The organism is Celeribacter ethanolicus, assembly GCF_001550095.1.
GTDB classification, from domain to species: domain Bacteria; phylum Pseudomonadota; class Alphaproteobacteria; order Rhodobacterales; family Rhodobacteraceae; genus Celeribacter; species Celeribacter ethanolicus.
Genome location: NZ_LRUC01000052.1, coordinates 133079 through 154721, shown reverse-complemented (window position 1 = coordinate 154721; position 21643 = coordinate 133079). Strand labels below are relative to the sequence as shown.

At 62.4% G+C, this 21643-nt stretch carries 19 protein-coding genes and 1 tRNA gene; 5 read left to right on the top strand and 15 right to left on the bottom strand.

Annotation, left to right across the window (positions count from 1 at the left end):
* The first annotated feature begins 4 nt into the window (after nt 1-4).
* From NH195_RS20230 to NH195_RS20220, 3 genes are all read left to right on the top strand, one after another.
* Complete coding sequence (locus NH195_RS20230; protein WP_066705392.1) at nt 5-1288, top strand: alpha/beta fold hydrolase; 1284 nt, start codon at nt 5-7, stop codon at nt 1286-1288.
* On the top strand, nt 1285-3102 hold the full coding sequence (locus NH195_RS20225; RefSeq protein WP_066705390.1) for an aminopeptidase P family protein: 1818 nt from the start codon (nt 1285-1287) through the stop codon (nt 3100-3102). Before NH195_RS20230 ends, NH195_RS20225 begins: the two co-directional genes overlap by 4 nt.
* Before the next feature lie 377 nt (nt 3103-3479).
* Nucleotides 3480-3884: an acyl-CoA thioesterase gene (locus tag NH195_RS20220; RefSeq protein WP_198403470.1), complete on the top strand. Its 405-nt coding sequence runs from the start codon at nt 3480-3482 to the stop codon at nt 3882-3884.
* Between the two features lie 10 nt (nt 3885-3894).
* Here the strand turns inward: NH195_RS20220 and NH195_RS20215 are convergent, their stop codons facing one another.
* The 10 genes from NH195_RS20215 to NH195_RS20170 form a co-directional block, all read right to left on the bottom strand.
* The gene (locus NH195_RS20215) at nt 3895-5766 is read right to left on the bottom strand and encodes an FUSC family protein (protein ID WP_066705387.1); all 1872 of its coding nucleotides are present in this window, start codon (nt 5764-5766) and stop codon (nt 3895-3897) included.
* A complete protein-coding gene (locus tag NH195_RS20210) occupies nt 5763-6224 on the bottom strand; it encodes a MarR family winged helix-turn-helix transcriptional regulator (protein ID WP_066705822.1) in 462 nt (153 codons plus the stop codon). Before NH195_RS20210 ends, NH195_RS20215 begins: the two co-directional genes overlap by 4 nt.
* A 100-nt stretch (nt 6225-6324) precedes the next feature.
* Nucleotides 6325-8958, bottom strand: a complete 2634-nt coding sequence (locus NH195_RS20205; protein WP_066705385.1) for a Hint domain-containing protein — start codon at nt 8956-8958, stop codon at nt 6325-6327.
* A gap of 280 nt (nt 8959-9238) precedes the next feature.
* Complete coding sequence (locus NH195_RS20200; protein WP_066705382.1) at nt 9239-10177, bottom strand: AEC family transporter; 939 nt, start codon at nt 10175-10177, stop codon at nt 9239-9241.
* Nucleotides 10177-10977, bottom strand: a complete 801-nt coding sequence (locus NH195_RS20195) for an MBL fold metallo-hydrolase (protein WP_066705380.1) — start codon at nt 10975-10977, stop codon at nt 10177-10179. Before NH195_RS20195 ends, NH195_RS20200 begins: the two co-directional genes overlap by 1 nt.
* Nucleotides 10974-11762, bottom strand: a complete 789-nt coding sequence (locus NH195_RS20190) for a TatD family hydrolase (RefSeq protein WP_066705378.1) — start codon at nt 11760-11762, stop codon at nt 10974-10976. The genes NH195_RS20195 and NH195_RS20190 overlap by 4 nt, the downstream gene beginning before the upstream one ends.
* Before the next feature lie 45 nt (nt 11763-11807).
* Complete coding sequence (locus NH195_RS20185) at nt 11808-12968, bottom strand: DNA polymerase III subunit delta' (protein ID WP_081423839.1); 1161 nt, start codon at nt 12966-12968, stop codon at nt 11808-11810.
* A complete protein-coding gene (tmk, locus tag NH195_RS20180; protein WP_066705376.1) occupies nt 12965-13576 on the bottom strand; it encodes a dTMP kinase in 612 nt (203 codons plus the stop codon). The genes NH195_RS20185 and tmk overlap by 4 nt, the downstream gene beginning before the upstream one ends.
* A gap of 30 nt (nt 13577-13606) precedes the next feature.
* Nucleotides 13607-14776 carry a D-alanyl-D-alanine carboxypeptidase family protein gene (locus NH195_RS20175; RefSeq protein ID WP_066705374.1) on the bottom strand — a complete coding sequence of 390 codons (1170 nt, stop codon included), beginning with the start codon at nt 14774-14776 and terminating at the stop codon, nt 13607-13609.
* Between the two features lie 74 nt (nt 14777-14850).
* Complete coding sequence (locus NH195_RS20170; RefSeq protein ID WP_066705372.1) at nt 14851-15696, bottom strand: SPOR domain-containing protein; 846 nt, start codon at nt 15694-15696, stop codon at nt 14851-14853.
* Between the two features lie 285 nt (nt 15697-15981).
* On the opposite strand from NH195_RS20170, the gene NH195_RS20165 reads away from it, so the two are divergent.
* Nucleotides 15982-16069: transfer RNA gene (locus NH195_RS20165), tRNA-Ser, on the top strand.
* A gap of 1082 nt (nt 16070-17151) precedes the next feature.
* On the opposite strand, the gene NH195_RS20155 is transcribed toward NH195_RS20165, so the two are convergent.
* From NH195_RS20155 to NH195_RS20135, 5 genes are read right to left on the bottom strand one after another with little or no spacing between them, the layout of a single operon-like run.
* A complete protein-coding gene (locus tag NH195_RS20155) occupies nt 17152-17466 on the bottom strand; it encodes a hypothetical protein (protein ID WP_066705370.1) in 315 nt (104 codons plus the stop codon).
* Nucleotides 17463-18956 carry a DUF3987 domain-containing protein gene (locus tag NH195_RS20150; RefSeq protein WP_066705369.1) on the bottom strand — a complete coding sequence of 498 codons (1494 nt, stop codon included), beginning with the start codon at nt 18954-18956 and terminating at the stop codon, nt 17463-17465. Before NH195_RS20150 ends, NH195_RS20155 begins: the two co-directional genes overlap by 4 nt.
* Nucleotides 18957-18958: 2 nt before the next feature.
* Nucleotides 18959-19843 carry a DUF7146 domain-containing protein gene (locus tag NH195_RS20145; RefSeq protein ID WP_066705366.1) on the bottom strand — a complete coding sequence of 295 codons (885 nt, stop codon included), beginning with the start codon at nt 19841-19843 and terminating at the stop codon, nt 18959-18961.
* On the bottom strand, nt 19840-20145 hold the full coding sequence (locus tag NH195_RS20140; protein WP_066705364.1) for a hypothetical protein: 306 nt from the start codon (nt 20143-20145) through the stop codon (nt 19840-19842). Before NH195_RS20140 ends, NH195_RS20145 begins: the two co-directional genes overlap by 4 nt.
* Nucleotides 20146-20148: 3 nt before the next feature.
* The gene (locus NH195_RS20135) at nt 20149-20325 is read right to left on the bottom strand and encodes a helix-turn-helix transcriptional regulator (RefSeq protein ID WP_081423838.1); all 177 of its coding nucleotides are present in this window, start codon (nt 20323-20325) and stop codon (nt 20149-20151) included.
* 757 nt (nt 20326-21082) lie between these two features.
* Here NH195_RS20135 and NH195_RS20130 point away from each other — a divergent pair.
* A complete protein-coding gene (locus NH195_RS20130) occupies nt 21083-21583 on the top strand; it encodes a hypothetical protein (RefSeq protein ID WP_066705359.1) in 501 nt (166 codons plus the stop codon).
* The last annotated feature ends 60 nt before the right edge of the window (nt 21584-21643 follow it).

The window sequence follows — 21643 nt, the reverse complement described above, 5'->3', positions numbered from 1 at the left end:
TTCCATGTCGTCTTTGTCTTATTCCATCCCCGGTCTGGTCCTCACGGATCACAGCCTTGCCGTGCCGCTCGATTGGTCGAAGCCGGAGGGCGAGACCATCACCTTGTTCGCCCGCGAGGTGGTCGATCCGATGCGCAAGCATGACGACCTGCCCTGTCTTCTGTTCCTGCAAGGCGGCCCCGGCGGCAAGTCCAACCGGCCTCAGGACGGCACGCCGCCCTGGCTCGACGTGGCGCTCAAACAGTTTCGGGTGATCCTGATGGATCAGCGTGGCACGGGCCGCTCCTCGCCGGTCGAGGGACGTCATATGGCGGCGTTTGCGACGGCGGAAAAAGGCGCGGATTTCCTCGCCTGTTTTCGTGCCGACAGCATCATTCGCGATGCCGAACACCTGCGCAAAACCCTTTATGGCGGGCGTAAATGGTCCACTTTGGGGCAGAGCTACGGCGGGTTTCTGACGCTCAGCTACCTGTCCTTCGCGCCCGAGGCGCTTGAAGCCTGTTACGTGACCGGCGGCTTGCCCGGTCTCACGGCCAGCGCCGACGATGTCTATGCCCGCACATTCCCGCGCGTGAAGGCCAAGACGGAGACCTTCTACGCCCGCTATCCGCAGGATGTCGAAACCGTTGCCCGCATTGCCGATCTTCTGACGCAAGAGGATGTCCGGCTGCCCGATGGCGACAGGCTGAGCGTGGAGCGGTTCCAGACGCTTGGTATGGATTTCGGCATGGCGCCCTGTTTCGAAAACCTGCATTGGCTGCTGGACGAGGCGTTCACTGCGGACGGTGTCCTCAGCGACACGTTTCTGTTCGAGGTCATGACCCGCACGGGCTTTGCCACCAATCCGCTTTTCGCCGCCTTGCAGGAGACGATCTATGCCCAAAGCGGCAATGTCTCCGACTGGGCGGCGCAGAGGGCGCGGGAGGTGCATCCGGAGTTCGCCACCGACCAGACCCCGCTGATGTTCACCGGCGAAATGATGTTCCCCTGGATGTTTGAGGACATCCGTTGCCTGCGCCCGTTCGCTGCGGCCACGGATGCGCTGGCCCGGCGCCGGTTCGATGCGCCGTTCTACGATCTGGCGCGGCTGCGGGACAATCAGGTGCCGGTGGCGGCGGTCGTCTACTACGACGATATGTATGTCGATGCCGGGCTGTCGCTGGACACGGCGGGTCGGGTTGGCAATCTGCGCGCCTGGGTCACGAATGAATACGAACATGACGGGTTGCGCCGCGATCCGCGCGTGCTTCAACGCCTGTTCGACATGGTGCAAAGGGGCCAGCAATGACACCCGCCGACAAACTCGCCACTCTGCGCGGCTGGATGGCCGATCATGGCCTTTCCGCCTATCTCGTTACCTCCGCCGATGCGCATCAAAGCGAGGATTGCCCGGAGCGCGACCGTTGTCTGGCGTGGCTCAGCGGGTTTTCCGGCTCTCTGGGGCGGGCCTTGATCACAGCGGATCGGGCGATCCTCTTCGTCGATGGCCGCTATCAGGTGCAGGCCACGCGGCAGGTCGATCCCACGCTTTGGCAGATCGCGCATTTGCACGATGCGCCCCCCGAGGCCGCTTTGCGAAGCTTCTCAGAGCCGCTGCGGGTCGGTTACGATCCGATGCTCTGGACCGTGTCGCAGATTGAGGAGATGACGGCGGCGATTGCGCCTGTCGGGCATGATCTCGTTGCGTTGAGCGTCGCCCCCTTCGCCTCGATCTGGTCGGACCGCCCCGCCGCGCCGATGGGGGCGCTGCGGCGGATGCCGGATGAGGTCGCCGGGGAAAGCGGCGCTGAAAAACGCGCGCGTGTGCGGGAGCATTTGCGCGAACAGGGCCTTGCGGCCTGGGTCGTGACGCGTCCCGATGACATCGCCTGGCTGACCAACACACGGGGGCGCGATGTTCCGATGCATCCGGTGCCGCTGTCCGTCGCGATCCTGCCGGTCGATGGTCCGATGATCTGGGCCATTTTCAAAGACAAACTGACAGCCGGTCAGATCGCCCCCGACCCGGATGTCGAGATCACGCCACCCGAGCGGTTTCTTGACCGTCTCGCGCAGATCGCCGAAGGCAATGCGATCGGGCTCGATCCCAATTTCGCGCCGCAGGCGGTCGAAGCGGCGATTCTCAAGGCCGGGGGCACGCCGGTGCGGGGCGACGATCCGATCACGGTTCTGAAGGCCGCGAAGAATGCGGTGGAGCTTGCGGGCTATCGCGCGGCGCATGTCAAAGACGGGGTCGCCTGGACCGGGTTCATGGCGTGGTTGGCCGAGACTGTGCCTGCGCGGTTCGCCACGGGAAATCCGGTGACGGAATGCGAAGCGGCGGATGAAATCCTTCGGCTGCGTCAGCAACAGGACGGGTTTCTGGAGGCCAGTTTCAACTCGATCTCCGCCGCCGGGACGAATGCCGCCATGTGCCATTATGCGCCGAAACGGGCGGAGAATGTGCCGATCACCCCCGAGGCGCTCTATTTGCTCGACAGCGGCGGGCAGTACGTCAACGGCACCACGGACGCCACCCGGACCTTGGCCTTCGGTCCCGTGTCCGAGGATGTCCGGCGGATCGCGACGGCGGTGCTCAAAGGCTTCATCGCCCTGTCCTCTGCACGGTTCCCGGAAGGCAGCTTTCCACATCATCTCGATGCTCTGGCGCGCGCGCCTTTGTGGCAGATGGGCTTGGATTACGACCACGGCACCGGCCATGGCGTGGGGCACAATCTTCTGGTGCACGAACATCCGCACCGCTTCGGCAAACGTGCCAATCCCTATCCGCTCTTGCCCGGTCATATCATGACGATCGAGCCGGGGTATTACCTCGAGGGGCAGTTCGGTCTCAGGATCGAAAATCAGGTCGAAGTGATCGCCGACCCGGAGGTGCCGGGGTTCTGTCGCTTTGCGCCATTGACCATGGCGCCGATCCCGCTCGGGCTGTTCGATATGGCGCTCCTGACGGATCGGGAGCGCGGCTGGCTCGATCAGTATCACGCGCAGGTGCGCATGCGCCTCGCCCCCTTGCTGTCAGGGATCGCGCGGGATTGGATGCTGGCTCAGACCGAGCCTTCTGCCAGGGTGGGTCATTCGCGGGGGCTTCCGCGCAATGAATGACCCAATCCGCAAAGCGGATGTCTCGGCGTGCTCTGGCTTTGGTCATGCCCGGGAAGCTCGCGCGCTGCGACGATGCCGCCATTCGGCGCAAGGCCGGGTGTGCGGCTTGTCCGGTTTGGGGGCGATGTCAGCGGGCGGACCGCGCTCGGATGGACGTCCCAAGCGGATCGGGATTGGTGATCCAGATCGCTTCCGGGCCATCAGAGGCGGCATGTTTTCCGGCAGACGCAAGGTTCTGTTGCGCTGCATCCGGGTTAGCGCATCGTGGCTGGCCAGCTTGCCATGCGATGTGGTGAAAGCGGCTTTGCTTTCCGGATCAAGGGGTTGAGGTCGTCTGTTTGCTGTGCCATCTGGAAGACAGGGGGAGCAGTCAGAGAATGGAAGCCCAGATCATGTCAGATGCACATACACCCGACGGCATGGAGCTCACGCTTCGTACCCTTGCCATGCCAGCCGATACCAATGCCGCCGGGGACATCTTCGGGGGCTGGGTGATGAGCCAGATGGACCTTGCCGCCGCGATCCGCGCCAATGAGCGCTGCAACGGGCGCACGGTGACCATTGCCGCGAATGAAATCGTCTTCAAGCAACCGGTGAAAGTGGGCGATACGCTTTGCGTCTACACCGCCGTCGATCAGGTCGGGCGCAGTTCCATGGTGATCCGCATCGAGGTCTGGGCACGCCGGGCCTATACCGCGCAGCGCGAGCATGTCACCCAGGCCCGCTTCACCATGGTGGCGGTCGATGCGGAAGGCAAACCGCGCCCGGTGGACGCCGTCTGAGGCCGCGCCATCAGGCGTTGGTGAGGGCCGGTTTCAGCGTGTCCAGCCCTTCGAGCGCCTCGCGAAACAGCGCCGCTTCGGGTCCCGGGCGCTGGCTCAGCCGTGTGAGTGCGGTGAGGGCCTGTTGCGGGGCCGGCCCCATTCTGGCCAGTTCCTTGAGCGCCTCGCGCGCGGCGGCGCGATCTTCCGCGCTTTGGGCCGGGTCGGCGGTGATCCGGTGACACCACATTGCCGCATGGCCAAGGTTCAACACCGCCAACCCCGCGTCCAGCGCCGCCAGATGCGCGCGGTTGGACCGTTCCGAGAGGCGCACCAGACGCAGGGTGCGGTGATACAGCCGGGCCTGCCAATGCGATCGCGCCCTGAGCGCTTTCGGATCGGCGGCCAGATCGCGCAGATCATGGATCATCGCCCGCATCACCGTGTCGGTGCGACGTTTGAGATTGGCGGGATAGACGGTAAGATAGGCGACCATCGCGGCAATCGGGGCGGCAACCACGGCCAGCCCCGCGGCGAAAGAGCCGCCAAAGCTGCCGGTGAGCGGCCAATGCGGCTGTGACATCAGCATCAGCACCATGTTGTAATCGAAACTCATCGCCACGGTGCGGCGGTGGCCGACAAAGACCGGGCCGATCAGGATGAAGGGCAGGGCGAGGAGGATCATCTGCGCCTCGCTCTGAGCCAGCGGCCAGACCAGCCAGCGCAGAGCCAGCGCACCGATGACCCCGGCGAGCTGGCCGTAGAACACCCATTTCATCATCTGCGCCGGGTTTTCGAAGGTCGAGAACAGCGAGATCATCACCGACAGCCCGAGCAACATGAACGGGCCGACGCTCCAGCCGGTGAACAGCCAGAGGCCGCCGAACAGGGCGATGGCGCCGAGTGCCCTCAAGCCGGCCTCGCGTGCGCCGACCCAGTCGCGATGAAGCACCACGGGCGGGGCGATCTCGCTCAGGCTGCGGCGTTTGTGCGATTGCGCATGCCAGTCGCCAAGCGCGGTTTCGACGGCGGTGAGTGTCTCGGAGAGGCGGGGGGAGAGGTCCTCGGTCGCGGCGGCCTGCGTGAGGGCGGCACGGGCGGCGGAAATGTCCTGATCGGCCAGTGCCTTGGAGGCCCCTGCGAGGCCTGCGCGGAAGGCGGGAGCCTGCGCGGGGCCGTGTTTCCAGAGCAGAAGCGGCGTGGCGGCGATCAGCAATGCGCGGGTGGCGCGAATGGTCTGGCGCGAACGGATGGACCCGGCGGCATGCGGGTCGAGCCCGTCCTCGACGGTGGCCAGCTCGTTCAGAAGAGCGCGTTTGTCGCTCTCGGTCGGTGTGGCGCTGGCGGCCTTGTCGAGCATATCGGACAGCAGTCGGCGCACCCGCTCGCGCAATTCTCCAGTGGCGGCGGCGGGAGCGAACAGAGACCCGACCAGCGTGGCGACGACCACCCCGGTGAGCACGGTGGCAAGCCGGTCGACGCCGAGGTGCAGCACCTGATCCGGGTGGGCGGCATCCAAGAGCGACACCATCGCCGCCGTGTAGCCGGCCAGCACCGTGCCATAGGCCACGAAGCCGCGTTGAAGATTGCCGATCCAGGTACAGGCGCTGACCCAGAGCGCCAACCCCACGACCAGAAGCGCCGGGTGGATCTGCATCGCCAGCACCAGAAGCACGCCGACGATTGTGCCGCTCACGGAGCCCAGAAGGCGGAACAGGCTTTTCTCCCAAAGCTGGCCACGGGTGGGTTGCGAGGCGGCCCAGACCGTCATCGCAGACCATTGCGGGTGTTCGAGCCCGATCAGCCATGCGAGGACGAAGGCGGCACAGGCGGCAAGCGCGGTGCGGAAGGCAAAGCCCATCCGAACAGTGTCGAAACCGCGGGCGGTCAACCAGGCATTCATGAGGATTTCTGCTCCAGAGTGGCCTCGACACGGGCCGAGATTTTCGCGAACCCGGCGAGCAGGGCGGTCACATCCGCCTCGCTCAAGCCGGTGAGGAGTTCGGCCTCGACCGCGCTCAGGTGCCGCTTGATGCGCTGCACTTCCGTGCGGCCCTGCGGCGTCAGGACGATCAGCCGTGCTCGCCGGTCCTGCGGGTTCACCCGCCGCTCGATCAATCCGCGCTCCGCGAGAATGTCCAGAAGCCGCACCAGCGTCGAAGTGTCGAGGGCGACGCGTTCGGCCAGTTCCGTCTGGCTGATACCGTCGCCATCGGCCTCGAGATGCACGAGCGGCGCCCATGTGGCGTCGGTCAGCCCGGCGCGGGCAATCTCGGCATGGATCACCTTGCGCCAGCGGCGGGAGAGCTGGATGAACTGAAAGCCGAACAGGGTTTTGGGGGAGGAGTCATCTTGCGCCATGATTTGCATGTGCATCAAAATGATTTGGTATTCAAATTAAATGCACGCAAGCCGGGATTGCACAGCATGCAAGCCTCGGCCCCGGGTCATGCCTGTCGGATCACGCCACCAGAAGCTCGGCCTCATGCGCCTTGAGACATTTGCGGGCGGTGTCGCCGTGGCGTGTCGGCATGGAGCGCAGCTCGGGGAAGAGACCGAAAAGCTCGTCCCGTGCCGCATCCGCCACGCCGGTCAGCGAGTGATCGGAGACGTGGAAGCTTTCGGTCGCCGCGCCCTCGGCAAAGATCACTTCGTGGCGGTCGAACATCAGGTGGTAATAGCTCACAAGCCCCCCCGGACGCGCGCGGATGGTGGTGCCGTTGACAAGATGCTTGGCGGCGGAAAACACCTCCGAGGCGCCGAACAGCATTTCGGAACGCCAGCCCTGCAACAACATGCGGTGCTGCGGCGAGACGATGAGATCGGCCTCATTGCCAAGCGCGCCTTTCGTGATCTCGATGGGCGCAAAGCGGCCCATGGCGGGCACGGTGCGCGCGCCGACCCAGCGCAGCGGCTGGATGCCGTTGTCCATGGTGATCACCAGATCGCCGGGTCTGAGATCCTCGACGGGGCGGGCGCCATAGGGCGTGGCGATCCGGGTGCCCCTGGCGAAACAGATGATGGTTTCGATGTTGGAGAAGGTTATGACGGTGCCATCCGTCAGCGTCAGCGTGCCGCTTTCCGGGTCGTTTTCGTCATAGACGATGGAGCCGCGATGGTAGAGGTCTTCGCCCAGAGCCGAGAGGTCGAGCACATCTCCCGTCTCGTCGCCGGTCTCTGAGCCGACGATGGTGATCGCATTGCCGTCGAGTTGGGAGGGGTCGATGACGATGGTGTCGTTGCCCTCGCCACCGGTGACCGTGTCGCTGCCACCCGCGTAGATCGTATCGTCGCCGTCACCGCCGTCGATGATGTCGGCGCCCGCGCCACCATAAAGCGTGTCATTGCCGGTGCCGCCGTCGATGACGTCGTCGCCGTCACCGCCATAGATGGTGTCATCACCTTCTTCGCCATAGAGCCGGTCATCGCCGCCCGCGCCGTCGAGGGTGTCGTTGCCCGCACCGCCGTAGAACACGTTGGTATAGGCGTCCGTTCCGGTGCCCTGACCGTCGAAACCGATCAGCGTGTCGTCGTAATCCGACCCGATGATGCCGTCGACGCCCGAGAGCGTGTCGCCCTCGGCATAGCCGCCCGAGGCCGTGCCATCGGCAAGATTGACGGAGACCGCCGCATCCGAGCCGGAATAGTCGATCATGTCCATCCCGGAGCCGCCGGAGTTGACGTCCGCGCCTTCGCCGCCGATCAGCGTGTCATCGCCTGTGCCGCCCGACAGCATGTCGTCGCCTTCGCCGCCGTCGAGCGTGTCGTTGCCGTCTTCGCCATAAAGCGTGTCATTGCCGGTGCCACCGTTAATCGTGTCATTTCCAGTGCCGCCATAAACCACGTCGTCGCCAAGCCCGGAGGCGACGATGTCGTCGCCGTCACCGGCTTCGACCATATCGTCGTAATCGGTGGTCTGGGCATCGAACTGGACATCGGAAATCCACACGCCCTGGGTGTTCACGCCTTCGTTGTCGTAATCGACGACGATTCTGGACACCGGGCCGGGGATCTCCACGAGAAGCGAGCCGCTGCCATCGGTGCTGGCCGTGGCGGTGATACCGGTCACGGTGTTGCCGTCGACGGTCATGGCGCTGCCACCGGTGAGCGTGACCGTGACTTCGTTGCCGTCGGCGTCATAGGCTGTGATCGTGATCACATCCACGAAACCGCCGGCGGCGTAATCGAGATCGTTGATCCGGAACGAGACGTTATAGACCTCGTCGCTCACCCCGCTGGTGCTGTCGGTGGCGGCGAAATCCATGGTCATGGTCATGGTGTCACTGCCCTGATCGGCGACACCGTCGTTGTTGGCGTCATTGTCGCCAAAGAGGAAGAACGAACTGCCGGAGTCGAAGGTCTCTCCATTCGCCGTGTCGACATAGACGCTGGCGTCGTAGCTCGTGCCCGTCGGGTCATAAGCCGGCCCCCCGGCACCATCGTCAGTGACGGTGAAGGTCATGGTGACGCCGGCATCCGACAGCGTGCCGGAGCCGTTCATGTAATCCTGACCGTTGCCCAGGTTGTCCCAATGCATCGTGCCGGAGGTATAGCTCTCCGTGTCGATCGTATCGCCGTCCGTGTCGCTATAGTTTGTGTCGATCGTATCATTGCCGGAGGTGCCGGAGACGATCCCGTCGGCCAGATCCGCAGTCGACACGTAATCGGCATAGGTGAAGCTCGGTGTCGTGCTGCTTCCGCTCGCGGTCCCCGGATTGCTGCTATAGGCGGTGACCTGATACTGGTGACCGTCGATCAGAGGCTGTTCGGAGAGCGTGTATTTGCCCTGGGCACCACCGCCCTCGACATCGAGCTGGACGATCTGAAAGCTTTCACCCGTGGTCAGGTCGGTGACGGTCCAGACCTGTTCGGCGTCGACATTCACCCCTGTCGAGCTGGTGCTGCCGATGGTGATGTTGCCGGTCGCGGTTTCACGATCGCCCTGAGCGCTGTCGTCGGTCAGGGCGCCATTGCTGTCGCTGATGGTGGCCGTGCCGGTCGGGCCGCCACCGGAATAGGTGAAGGTGGACCCCGTCGTGGTGCCGATGACTCCGGCAGGGTCGAAATCGTAAAGCTCAATATCGTAAACGGCCATGATCCTGCCCTCGTGTGACCAGGTCTGTCGCAGGGAACAGGAGACAGCCCGGGCGTCGGTTTTCTTGGTTAACGATTTGCCCGGGCATTGCGGCGGGATTGCGGCAAGAGCGGGTCGAAGCTGTGAAAACCCCTGCCGGGGCCGGGGCGGCTTTGCTGCGAGACAGGATGGATTTCCTTAAAATGCAACCTGAGACCTTTGCCGCAACGCTCTCCTGGGGGGGCGGGCAGGCAAGGCGGTGCCGGGTTCCCGGGCTTCGGTCGTGTGATACAGGCCCCGCTCAGGGCAGGAGTGCGAGCCAGCACCAGATGGTGAGAATCGACAGCCCGGTGCCGATCAGCACCGAAGAGGCGGCCACACGTTTCGCGACGCCGTACATATTGGCGAAGAGATAGGCGTTCACCCCCGGCGCCATGGCGGCGGTCATTGTGGCGGAGCGCAACGACGGGGTGGGCAGTTCGAAGACGAAATGCCCGAGCCCGTAGGCGATGGCCGGGTGCAGCACCAGAGAGGCGAAGACAGCCCAGACGATGATCCGCATGTCGCCCTCGGGTTTGTAGCGCAACAGCACGCCGCCGAGGCCGAAAAGTGCCGCCGGGATTGCCGCGCGGGTCATCAGTCCGACCGCATCCCAGACGGGGGCGGGCAGGGGGATATGAGCAAGATTGACGATCCAGCCCGCCGTGATGCCAAGGATCAGGGGGTTGCGCAGCACGGAACGCGCGATCTGCCGCATCAGGCCGAAGCCCGACAGGCCCAGCCCCCGCGTTCGCGCGATCTCCATCGCGGCGATACCGATGCCGTAAAGCAGGGGCGAATGGATCGAGATGATCGCGAAATTCCCTGCGAGCGCCGCCTCGCCATAGGCACGTTCGGTGATCGGAATGCCCAACAGAAGTGAATTGGAGAACAGACCGATGAAGCCGATGGCTACGGCATCCGTCAGGTCGCGGTCAAACAGATAGCGCGCGCCCAGAAAACAGAAAAGCCCGCCCGAGAGCGCGCCTGCGTAAAAGGAAATCAGGATCGGCGGGTGAAAATTCTGGCCGAGATCCATCTTGGCAATGCCGGAGAAGAGCAGGAGCGGCACGGCGAAATTCTGGGCGAATTTCATCACGCTGTCGACCAGCTCGTCGCTGACCCAGCCTTGCCGGCGCGCCAGATACCCATAGCCGATGACGAGAAAAACCGGAAGAATGACCTCGATCAGCGCCTGCATCAGAGCGCTCCTGTGATCTCGATCACCATCCCGTCGTAAGCGGGGGTGACGTGATCCGGGGTCTCCTCAGCCACGGTCGCGTAATCAATGTCGATATGCATATTGGTCAACACGCCCTGCCTTGGCGCGGCGCGTTCGATCCACTGAAGCGCCAACTCAAGATGCGCGTGCGACGGGTGCGGCTTGTAGCGCAAAGCGTCGATCACAAACGTGTCGAGCCCTGCCATGAGCGCCCAGGTCGGTTCGTAAATCTCCAACACGTCGGGGATATAGGCGAGATCGCCGACGCGGAACCCTTTGGCGTCGATCTGGCCGTGATTGACCTGCAAGGGCGTCAGCGTCACCGGCCCGCCGGGGCCGTCGATGGTGACCGGTCCGCGAATGGCATGCAAATCCAGAATGGGCGGGTAGTTCGACCCTTCAGGCTGGACAAAGGCATAACCGAACCGGGCGATCAGATCGTTTTCCGTCTCGCTGTCGGCATAGACCTTCACCCGCTCGCGCATGTTGAACACGATCTGGCGCAGGTCATCGAGCCCGTGCATGTGATCGGCGTGGGAGTGGGTGAACACCACCCCGTCGAGCCGCGACACGCCGGCGTTCAATAGCTGTTGGCGCATGTCCGGCCCGGTGTCGATCAACACGCTGGTGGTGCCGTTCGGGCCGTCGCGTTCGATCAGTGCGGAGCAGCGCAGGCGGCGGTTCTTCGGGTTCTGCGGGTCGCAATCGCCCCAGATATTGCCGATCCGCGGCACACCGCCCGAGGAACCACAGCCCAGAATGGTGAAACGTGCGCTCATAATTTGGCTTTCGTGAAGAGGCGTTCGAAATTCGCCTCGGTCAGCGCCGCGAATTCGGCATAGCCCATCTCAAAGGTCTCGGCAGCGCGCGCCGCTGTGTGCGCCGTATAGGCCGGTTCATTGCGTCGACCGCGATGCGGCGGGGGCGCAAGATAGGGGCTGTCGGTCTCGACAAGAATACGGTCGCGCGGCACGGCGCGGAAGATGTCGCGCAGCTCTTTTGAGCGCGGAAAGGCCGTAATGCCCGACATCGAAATGTAAAACCCCCAGTCCATTGCCGCCAGCGCAAACTCTTTCGAGGCGGTGAAGCAATGCAATACGCAAGGATAGGCGCCTTTGCGATATTCTTCGCCGAGAATCTCCATCGCATCTGCATCGGCGTCGCGGGCGTGGATGATCAGCGGCAACTGCGTTTCGCGCGCCGCTTCGATGTGGATGCGCAGGCTTGTCTTCTGAACCTCCGCGCTCTCGGCGGTGTAATGATAATCGAGCCCGGTTTCGCCGATGCCGACGAATTTCGGATGTTCGGCCAGCGCGAGCAACTCGTCCACCGTTGCCATCGGTTCCTCTGCCGCCGACATCGGATGCGTGCCCGCCGCCCAGAACACAGGACCGAAGCGCTCGGAAATCGCGCGCACCTGATCCACCTGCCGCAGCCGCGTGCAGATCGTCACCATGCGATGCACACCTGCGTCGACCGCGCGGCTGACCACCTCGGGGAGTTCGTCGGCGAAATCGGGGAAATCCAGATGGCAGTGACTGTCGGTAATGTGGGGAAGGCTCATCGGGTGGTGCTCTGTTCTGCTCTGGCCCTGCCCAAGATCGCCCTGCTATTCGCGCGCGATGCGGCTGGCCGTGTCGTTGATCTTGAATACCATATCGAGGATCAGCGCCGCAGGGTCAAGGTTGACCGCCTTGGCGTGCTGGGCGCGGGCCGACAATTCCTGTTGCAGAACCGCCCAGTCGCGCGCGGCATAGGTGTCGGGCGACAGCCGCAGCATCAACGCCGCCTCGCCGGGCGCGGCCTCGACGATCGGCGGATGCCCCGCGCCGGTGCGCGCCAGACGGGTGAGGAAACGGTCGATCAGCCCGAGAGTCAACTCATAGCGGTCGCTGTTCGCTGCACCGACACAGGCCTCGGCAAGCTTGAGCGCCTGCGAGCGGTCGAGCCGGGGCAGGGTGGCGAACAGCGCCACGATGTCATGATAGGCCTCAAGCCCGCCCAGATTGGTCAAACGCAATGCCTCCCCCACGGATCCGGCGGACAATTCCGCCAAAGCATCCGAGCGGTCTGCCGCATTCGAGCCCGCCGCGTCAAGGGCGCGACCGAGATCTTCGGGCGAAAGCGGGCCAAGGCGCAACTCGCGGCAGCGCGACCGGATGGTGGGCAAAAGCCGGGAGGGCTGGTGCGAGACCAGCAGCAGAAAGGCGTGTTTCGGCGGTTCTTCGAGGGTTTTCAAAAGCGCGTTGGCGGCCGAGACGTTCATCTCATCGGCGCTGTCGACGATGACGACGCGGCGCCCGCCATCGGTGGCGGACATGTGGAAGAAGGAGTTGAGCTTGCGCACCTCCTCGACGGAAATCACCGTGCCGAAGCGGGATTTCTTGTCGTCCCATTCGCGGCGAATGAGGCACAGACGGGGCTCGGCCAGTTGCGCGGAGCGGCGATAGACCGGGTGCTCATGACCTAGCTCCAGCGTGTCGTGGGCGGGGGGGGCCTCGCCGAACAACTCGCTGCCCTCTTCGATCGGCTGAGCGAGCAGAAACCGCGCGATGCGCCAGGCGAGCGTGGCCTTTCCGACGCCGCGCGGGCCGGTGATCAGCCAGGCGTGGTGCATCCGGTTCGAGTTGAACGCGTCGAGAAAGCTTTCCTCGGCGTGGTTCTGGCCGAACAGCGTGGCGGTCTGGCGCGGATGTGGCGCACCCGGGGCGCAATCCGCCTCCGGGCCCATGTCGATTTCGCCGAGTGCGGAGGGAGATCTCGGGCTCATGCCTTGAGCCTTGCGGTGACAAGTGTCGCGACCTCCGCGGCCACAGGCCCGATGTCGCGCGCTGCGTCGATCACGGTGAAACGCGCGTATTGATCGGCCAGAGCGAGGAAGGCGGCGCGGCATTTCTCCTGAAATTCCAGCCCGAAATCCTCGAAGCGCTCTTCTGAGGTCTGCCGCCCCTTGGCGCGGGACAGGCCGATCTGCGGGTCCATGTCGAACAGGAGCGTCAGATCGGGTTCGACCCCGATCATCTCGTCATGCAGCCGGTTGACCTTGTCCTGCAAATCGCCACGGGTGACGCCCTGGAACACGCGGGTACTGTCCGCAAACCGGTCGCAGATCACCACCTTGCCAGCGGCCAGCGCGGGGCGGATGGTTTTCTCAAGATGATCGCGACGCGCGGCGGTGAACAGCAGGATTTCGGTTTCCGCCGACCAGCGGTCGGGATCGCCTTCGAGTACGAGGGAGCGGATCTCCTCGGCGCCGGGCGATCCGCCCGGTTCGCGGGTGTGGATCACGTCCACGCCGTCCCTGCGCAGGGTTTCGGCCAGAAGCCGGGCTTGCGTCGATTTTCCCGACCCGTCGATGCCCTCGAAGCTGATGAACATGGCACTCCCGTCAGGCTTTTCAGCGGTTGGTCATTCGGACACGGCCAGACCCGTTTGTCCCTCCAGCTTGTCCTTAAGCACCAGAAACGCTGTGCGCAACCTCGGAGCGATGCCGCCACGGGCAATCGAGCGGTCCGCGACCAGCGGAATACGTGCTTCGGGAAGGTCCTCGCGCGGGATCACAAGTTCGGCCAGCGTGTCGCCCTGGGTGATCGGCGCTTCGAACGGACCGGTGTAGACCACCTCGCCTTTCAGCTCTTCGAGCTGGGCGCCGGGCAGCAGGATCGAGACCTCTTCGGGCGCGACGAGACCGACCTCGGTCTGATCGCCCATCCAGACTTTGGCGCGGGCGAATTCATGGCCTTTTTCCGCTACGGTTTTCTCGGCGAACTGGCGAAAGGCCCAGTTGACGATGCGCTCGCCTTCCTGGGCGCGGTCGGCATCGGTCGCCAGCCCGGAGATCACGAAAACGACGCGGCGCGTGCCCTGGGTGGCGGAGCCGACCATACCATAGCCCGCCTCCTCTGTGTGCCCGGTCTTGAGCCCGTCGGCTCCGATCCCGAGTTTCAGAAGCGGGTTGCGGTTGTGGCGGTTCTGCGGCGCGCGGTTGTCATAGGGGAACTCCTGCTCGCCGAAATAGCCGTAATATTCCGGGAATTCGGAGATCAGGCGCACGGCGAGGATGCCGAGGTCCTCGACCGACATGCGCTGGCCGGGGTTGGGCCAGCCGGAGGCATTGGCGAAGGTCGAGTTCTCCATGCCGAGCGCCTTGGCGCGTTCGTTCATCAGCCGCGCGAAATTGTCCTCGGTGCCCGCAAGCCCTTCGGCCACGGTGACACAGGCGTCATTGCCGGACAGCACGACGATGCCCTGAATGAGTTCCTCGACGGTCGGTCGGTCGGTCTCGTTGAGGAACATGGTCGAACCGCCCATGTTCTTGGCCCGGGTCGAGACGGAAAACCGGGTGTCGAGCGTCACACGCCCGTCGCGCAGGGCTTCGAACAGCATGTTGATCGTCATCAGCTTCGACATGGACGCGGGCGGCAGCGGCGTTTGTGCATCCTTTTCCATCAGCACCGTCTGCGTGGTCAGGTCATAGACCCAGACGGCCCGCGCCGCACTTTCAAAGGCGTTGGCGGGCAGGGCAAGGCCCAGCAAGGTGAACAGGAAGGCGAAGCGGAGGGCAAGAAGGCGCAGCATGGAAACGGGCAGGTCCTTATTCGTGCAGATGGTTCGGGCGATTCATGTGAAAAGGGGGCTGTGCGCCCCCTTTCTTAATGCGTGACGGCATAGGCGTCCGTGAAGCCCGCCTTTTTCACTTTTTCGAGAAGCGCTTTGCGCTCGGCACTCGATCCGGCGGGGCCGACGATGACGCGCCAGAAGGATTTGCCGTTCGAGGTGCCGGGTTTGACCATGGCGACGATGCCCTGCGAGCCGAGCATGTCGACCGTGCGCTTGGCATTGGCCTCGACCGAGAAGATGCCGATCTGGAGGAAGGGTTTGTCGAGCGCGGAAGCGGCTTTCGGCGCGGCGGGAGCGGCCGGTTTCGCCGCCGGGGTTGCCTGCGCGGCGGGGGCGTCCATCGCATCAAGCGCGGCGGCGGCATCGGCAATCGGATCGTCGAGCGGCGCTGCGGCGATGGTTTCGGTCTCCGCAATGGTCGCGACGGTTTCGGGCTCCTGCGCCACTTCCTCGCGGCGCAGCGCCGTGACGTTGAGTTCGACCGGCGATCCGGCCAGCATGCCGAGCGCTTCGGCGGCGTCCGACGACACCTGAATGCCCGGCCCGGGGGCCGTGGCTTCGCGTTTGAACAGCGCGCCGATGACGAATTTTCCATTGGTCTCGTTGCGGATGATCACACGTTCGGGGTCGGTCACGTCGGAATGCGCGACCCAGACCCCGCCGAGCGAGGGACGTCCGTCCCAGAGTCCCTTGTCGGTTACCTGGAACACATCCGGCGCCTCGACGTCACGCTCCACCAGCTTGGTCGACGTCGCCGTGCTGCCGCTTTGCGGTTTCTTGAAGCTGTCGAGAAAGGATTGTCCGTCCTGACATGCGCCGAGCGCGAGCGTGGCGGTCAGGAGAAGCGCGAGACGCTGTCCGGTCCCTGTCTGTCGCATGATCTTGCCCCTTCGTCGTGCCTTTTGGTGCGGCACGGATTTTATATGTGGTTTATTGGTCTGCTCATGGTTGCACCAAGGCGGAAGGGGCACATGGGCGAACCCGTTGGACACACCTTCCCCGGCGTCTTGCGGGCAGTCTAGCGTTTCGGTCGGAAACAGGAAAGCCCCGCGTGTGCCAGACGGCGAAAAACGGCAAATGCCGGGGCGTGGTCTGTCACATCCCGGGTTTCAGAATCGTAACAAGGGCGCTAAGGCTCTGCGGATCGCAACACATGCGCTCACGGAGGAGTGGCAGAGTGGTCGAATGCACCGGTCTTGAAAACCGGCGATGTGCAAGCATCCGTGGGTTCGAATCCCACCTCCTCCGCCACATATTTCCATTAACTCATTGTATTTGAGCAATTTTTCACGACTTCGCGAAATTTGTTCCCCCTTTTGATCCCCTTTTTGGATTCCATGCCTGAGTTTGGGTTTCTCAAAAACAACGCGCCGACCACGGGGTTTCGTGACGGCGCGTTGGGTGTTTTGGTTTTGACCTGAGATATTGAAAGACTGCCGATCTAGGAGAAAGCCGACATTCATCTGCTGATCTACCAACGATCACTATGCGGACGAAACTGCCGTTTGCAGCAATCGCTCGATATGTGCCGCATATGCGGGAGGTTTTGCTCGAAGGGCGGGAAACCGGACATTCGCTGCAGATGCATTCCACGAAATGCCACGGCATTTGGGAGCACGCGCTCGGATATCAAATTACCAATCCACATTTTGGACAGTTATTGTTTTGAATTTCACACGTAAAAAGCGTGCACGGGACCTTTCTTGGTGGCAAAGTGACCCTGAATATTGTTCGTGAGGTGCTGGATTGGTCAAAATCACAGGACGCGCATCTGGTGTTGTTCTATGTCAGCTCCGGGGAACATATCGCAAAGGCAGATCGGTTCTTTCGGAAGCTGGGAGCTGTCGGGTTGGGAGGGAATTATGGGTTTCAGCTTTGAAAGGGGTTTGATTTTATGAGGAAAATAATGAAGCCTTTCCGACAATTGGTTAAATGGTATATTAGGCAATATGACAGGCTACCATTCTTAGCTTCTCCAGTCGGCTTATTCTTAACCCTCTACGTTCAGGCTATGGCATTTCTGCTCTTAGATGAGGTGAGCCAGTACTTGGGGTGGGACATAAGCTTTGTGCTCATCCTCTCATTCCCTGTTTGGGGATTTTCGGCAGCAGCTTTTCTTATAACTTTTTTCCTAGCGAATGAGTGGTTGCTTACGAGTTTGCGCTTGGGGCGAATTACAGGATGCGAACATCGACCAGCGCGCGCGTTCATAATTAAATTTTTCAAATTGGACTTAACCAGAAATGGGGAGTAGCTCAGTCGCCGCACAATGAGCGTGTCGTTTCCACAAAATTGACGCTCATGCGCTGCGCAGCATCCGGTAATATGGGCTCTTAGTTCGCTTTCGCCGCACTCTCCACCAATGTCTGCATGTCAAACAGTGACAACCCGAGTCGCCTTGCCGCCTCGCTTTCTGCTCGCTCCCGGCTCATCCCGGCGTCAAATTGTAGGATTGCGGCGCCTTCTTCCCAGAGGTCGAATTGATCAGAGGGGGCAAGCCTTACCCCCTCTGACAAAACCGACTTAACTGACAAAACCTCCCCCGGAACGCCCGGACCGGCAGCCCGCCCGGACTTGAGTTTTGTCGGTTTTGTCAGTTTTGTCATCGCCCCCGGACCCTGCCGGGCGGCATCGAGCCAGACGCTCATGGCAGTCCTGCCAAGAGCGCCGGATTGACCGCGAAGAGCCGTGTGGGGCGACCTCCGTTGGGATTGGGCGGCGGTGCAATCGGGCGGATCGCGTCCCCGTCCTCCAGCACCGTCAGCGCCGCGTTGAGCTGTGCTACGGAGTTGAGGCCGGACAAATCAAGGCGCAGAGCCTCCCGGCTTGTAAAGCGCGGCCAGCCCCGCGCCCGGATCGCATCGAGCAAACGCCGCGCGCCGCGTTCGGCTTTCGAAGTCGCCGCATCCGCATAGGCCCGCCGTGCCATCGGCAGGGCGTAAAACTCAATGAAATGCGCCGCCCGTCCCAAAGCATTATGGCTGATCTCTTGCGGCTCCGGCTCATCGCTCATAGCCCAATCGAGATAGGACAGGATCAGCGACAGGCGCACCGCGAGACCGGACATCTTGCCAATGAAAGACAAGAGCAGCCCCTCCGCATCGCGCTCCCACGCCCGCACCGAGAGGCGGAAGGCGTCGAGCACATCCCGCGCCGGATCGGAGAAGGGCATGACCCAAGGCCGCTCCCTGTCGTTTTCGTCGCGATACATCGAGAGGCCGTAGAGACGCCGAAGGGCCATGGCGCAGCGTTCCGCCCCGGCCTGTGTGCGTGGTCTGCGCAGCGGCACCGGATCGGGCCAGATCGGGATGAACCGCGCCAGCAACCCGTCATCATCGCTCCGCAGCAGCAGGGACTTGAGCCGGTCCGGCTGAATGCCCCCGGTGACGGCGATGGACAGCCGGTCGATATGCACCGGCTCCCGCCCCATCCGTTCGACCGAATAGGCCCGCCCGCCATAGGCTTCCAACCAGAAAGGCCGGTCAGAGCCACCGCCGGAATAGCGCGTCATACCCTGTAACCACCCTGCCAGCTCATCGCGCGCCAGCAAGGTGCCACGCGGCTGTTTCGAGACGATCACCGCCAACCGTTCCACAGTTCCGTCTGCAATCGAAAAGCGCGGAAGGAATGGTTCAGGTTCGATACGTAGCGTATCGGGGCGCTCCGGTGGCTCGCTCCCGTCTTTCAGCGCGGCCTTTGCCGCCTCTTTCCACGCGCTTTCCGCCAGCTTGGCAATCTCGGCTTTCTCGCGCCACTCCGCCAGATCGCCTTCCATGGCCTGTCGCTTCTCGCGCTCAACTTCCTTGATCAGTCCCAGCACCGCGTCGAGGCCGGGCGATTTGTTCGAAGACGGCGACCCAATCGCCATGGTCCAGAGGATCGGCGGCTCTTGCCAGCCCTCCCATGGTGCAGCCCAACGGGTGTTGCCGATGGCCGAACCGACCGTGGCGAGCAGACCCGCCACGACATAATCCGGCGGGGCAGATTTGGCCTCTGCCGCCCGACTGATCCAATCGGCCCAGAGCGGCCCGAACACATCTGTGAGAGGCAATTCCGGCGCGGGCAAGGTCGTGCCCTGCGTGAGACGTGGTGAGGGTACGGGCCAGTCGCCGAGGAACGGGGTTTCTTGCGGCAGCATGTTCACAGCGCCCCCTCCCGTTCCCGCAGCACGTCATTCCAGTCTTTCCCTTCGGGGGCCGTCATGAGCGAGACCTGCCAGCCCATGTCCGAGGCCCGCCGGGCCAGTTGCTCCGCCGCCGCGCGTCCGGCAGGATCACCATCCCCGGCAATGGTTAGCAGGCCCGGTTGTTGCGGCAGGCGCAGGGAGATCATCCCGGACGCGCTTAAAGCGGCCCAGATCGACGGGCGATCTTTAATTAGGCCCGAGGCGAGGGAAAGAGCGGTTTCGATCCCTTCCGCGACCACCAAACGCCCGTAGCCCCTAATTAGGCGCGCAGCTCCGCCCTTGGTGCGCCCGAGCATGGCCTTGGCGGGCGTGACGGGGGCCTTACCGCTCCCATCGGTACGTAGGTAAGTGCGATGCACCGCAAACCCGGTCCCGCCCGATACGTAGCTCATAAGGGCTGGCAGCCGCTTGGCGCTCGGGTGCCAGCAATTCTCTACGTAGCGTAGCGTATCAGGTAGCGCGCAACTGATCCCGCGCCTACGTAGGTAGGTCTCCGCTACGCTACGGTAGATAGGTTGCGCGACCTCCCAAAGCCGCCGTGCCTGTTCCGAACGCTTACGGTGCTCCGCCTCCGCCTTGGCCCGCCGCGCCGCGTCTCGTTCGGGATCGATGGCCGGATTGCCCTGCAACGTGCTCCGATCCATACCGCCCACCTCAAGCGCCGCGCGAATGTCCGCGTAAGAGCATCCCGCGTGGCATTTGAGCAAAATGCGTCCGTCATTTCCTAATGCGATACTGAGACTTGGCCTGCGATCTTCATGTGAAGGGCAAAGTGCCATACCGTAATGGCCGTGCCAGCGCCCGCCGAGCTGACGGGTCAGGTTCTCCGCGCGGCTCATTCTTTGGTCTCCCGATTCATTCCCTCGGGAAGTGCGTCCAATTCCGGCCAATTCGCGCCCGTAGACCTGTGTTGGAGCGCGCGCAGCGCCTCGCGGGTGACGAAGTACCCGACCGTCTTCCAGCGCGCCCGAGCACAGGGTTTTTCGCGGGTGCATTTTTGAAACAGCCACTGCACCCCATCGCGACAGATCGCGACCCGGTAGCGGCCATGTGTGACAATGACGCAGCGATAGTTCGCGGCGGTTTCGCAATGGCCCTGATTGGCCGAGACATTGCCGGGCGTCGGGCTTGATCCCTCCATCGCTTACACCTCCCGGCTTGCAAGCCAGCGGCGCAAATCCGCCTCGCGCCACCCGACCGCTCGGCGTCCCAGCCGCACCGGCTTCGGGAAAAGCCCCTCGGCCATCATCGCGTAAATCGTCGAGCGGGACAGGCCCACCATATGTTCGACCTCGGGTCGTCTCAGAACACGGCTTTCCATTTTGGACAAACCTCCTCTGTTCCGCGCCAAGAGCTTTGACGCGGTCATGTTTCTGGCGATATGAGGGAGTGGGTCTTGCTGAGTCCCAACTCGTCGGGACCGATGTTAGCGCATCGGTTCCGACACAAGCCGCCTACCACCGGGAAGCGCCTCGCAAGGCCGAAATAAGCGCAAGACGGGGGCAGAATTCAAATGAAATCGACTTATGAACTCAGGCTTAAAGTACGTAAGTCAATATAGACGACATGCGCCCCAGAGGCGAAAATAAATACAATTTATCAATATGATAATCCTGTTTCGAGATTTCAAATTTGCCAATCAAGGGTATATAAGCGCGCCCTTCGTTATTTACCTATTCGGATAGTCATAGTTTCAAAACCCCTGCTTTTGAGAGCCATTGAGATTGCAAACCGTTAATAAGCTTATGAACCGATAAATACCCAGCTTATTTACTCCAAGCTGACGATTTCAGACGGCGTTTTCGGACAAATCAGATCGAAAACGGGTGCCGAAGCCGCCAAAACCTCGAATCAAAAAATACCCATTTTCAGAATGCGCGAACCTTTCGATGAGAGCTGTGGCTCCATTTCACAAAGGAATTCAGCAAATGTCCGATTTCTTCGTCTGCACAGATCAAAACATTTCTGCACTTTTCCACGCGTTTCTTTGACTATCATTGCACCTCAGAATTTGGGCGATATAGTTTCACGGCATTGGAGGAGCCTCATTGCTTAGATCAGTATTCAGAGGCCTTATTGTGGTGCAAACCGCTTTAGTTGCAGCGCCAATTTTCGCCGACCCGCTCTGGGAACCAAATGACTTTGATGGGGTCTATGTGCGGCTAAATGACGACGCAACCAACGGTTGCTGGACCAACATTCGCGAGACGAAAAAGTACGCAGAAGACCAACTGGCACTCGCAGGATTCAACGTAATAGACGAGCCCGAATTTAAAGCAGAACTTCCGCACGCTCCGCACCCTTTACTCCGCGAAAATATCGCAGAATACAACCTACACGTACGAGCCTCCCGCGAAGACAGTGGTGTTTGTATTGGCTACTTGAACTCGACATTTCGCGGCGCGATTGCTCCGGGCTACGACCAGAGCAAGCTCATCGTTGGGCAAATAGGATTTCCATATGTCTGGACGGTGTGGGACTCAAAAAACCTGAACGAATACATGTTCGATCAGGTGAAAGATACGATTGAGGCATGGATCAAGCTTGGGATCGACCTGGACATTTCAAAAACCAATTAGATTCTCGGCAGGAGAAAGTGAACATAAATCGTGCAGAAGCCATCCCGCGCTCCACGAAGC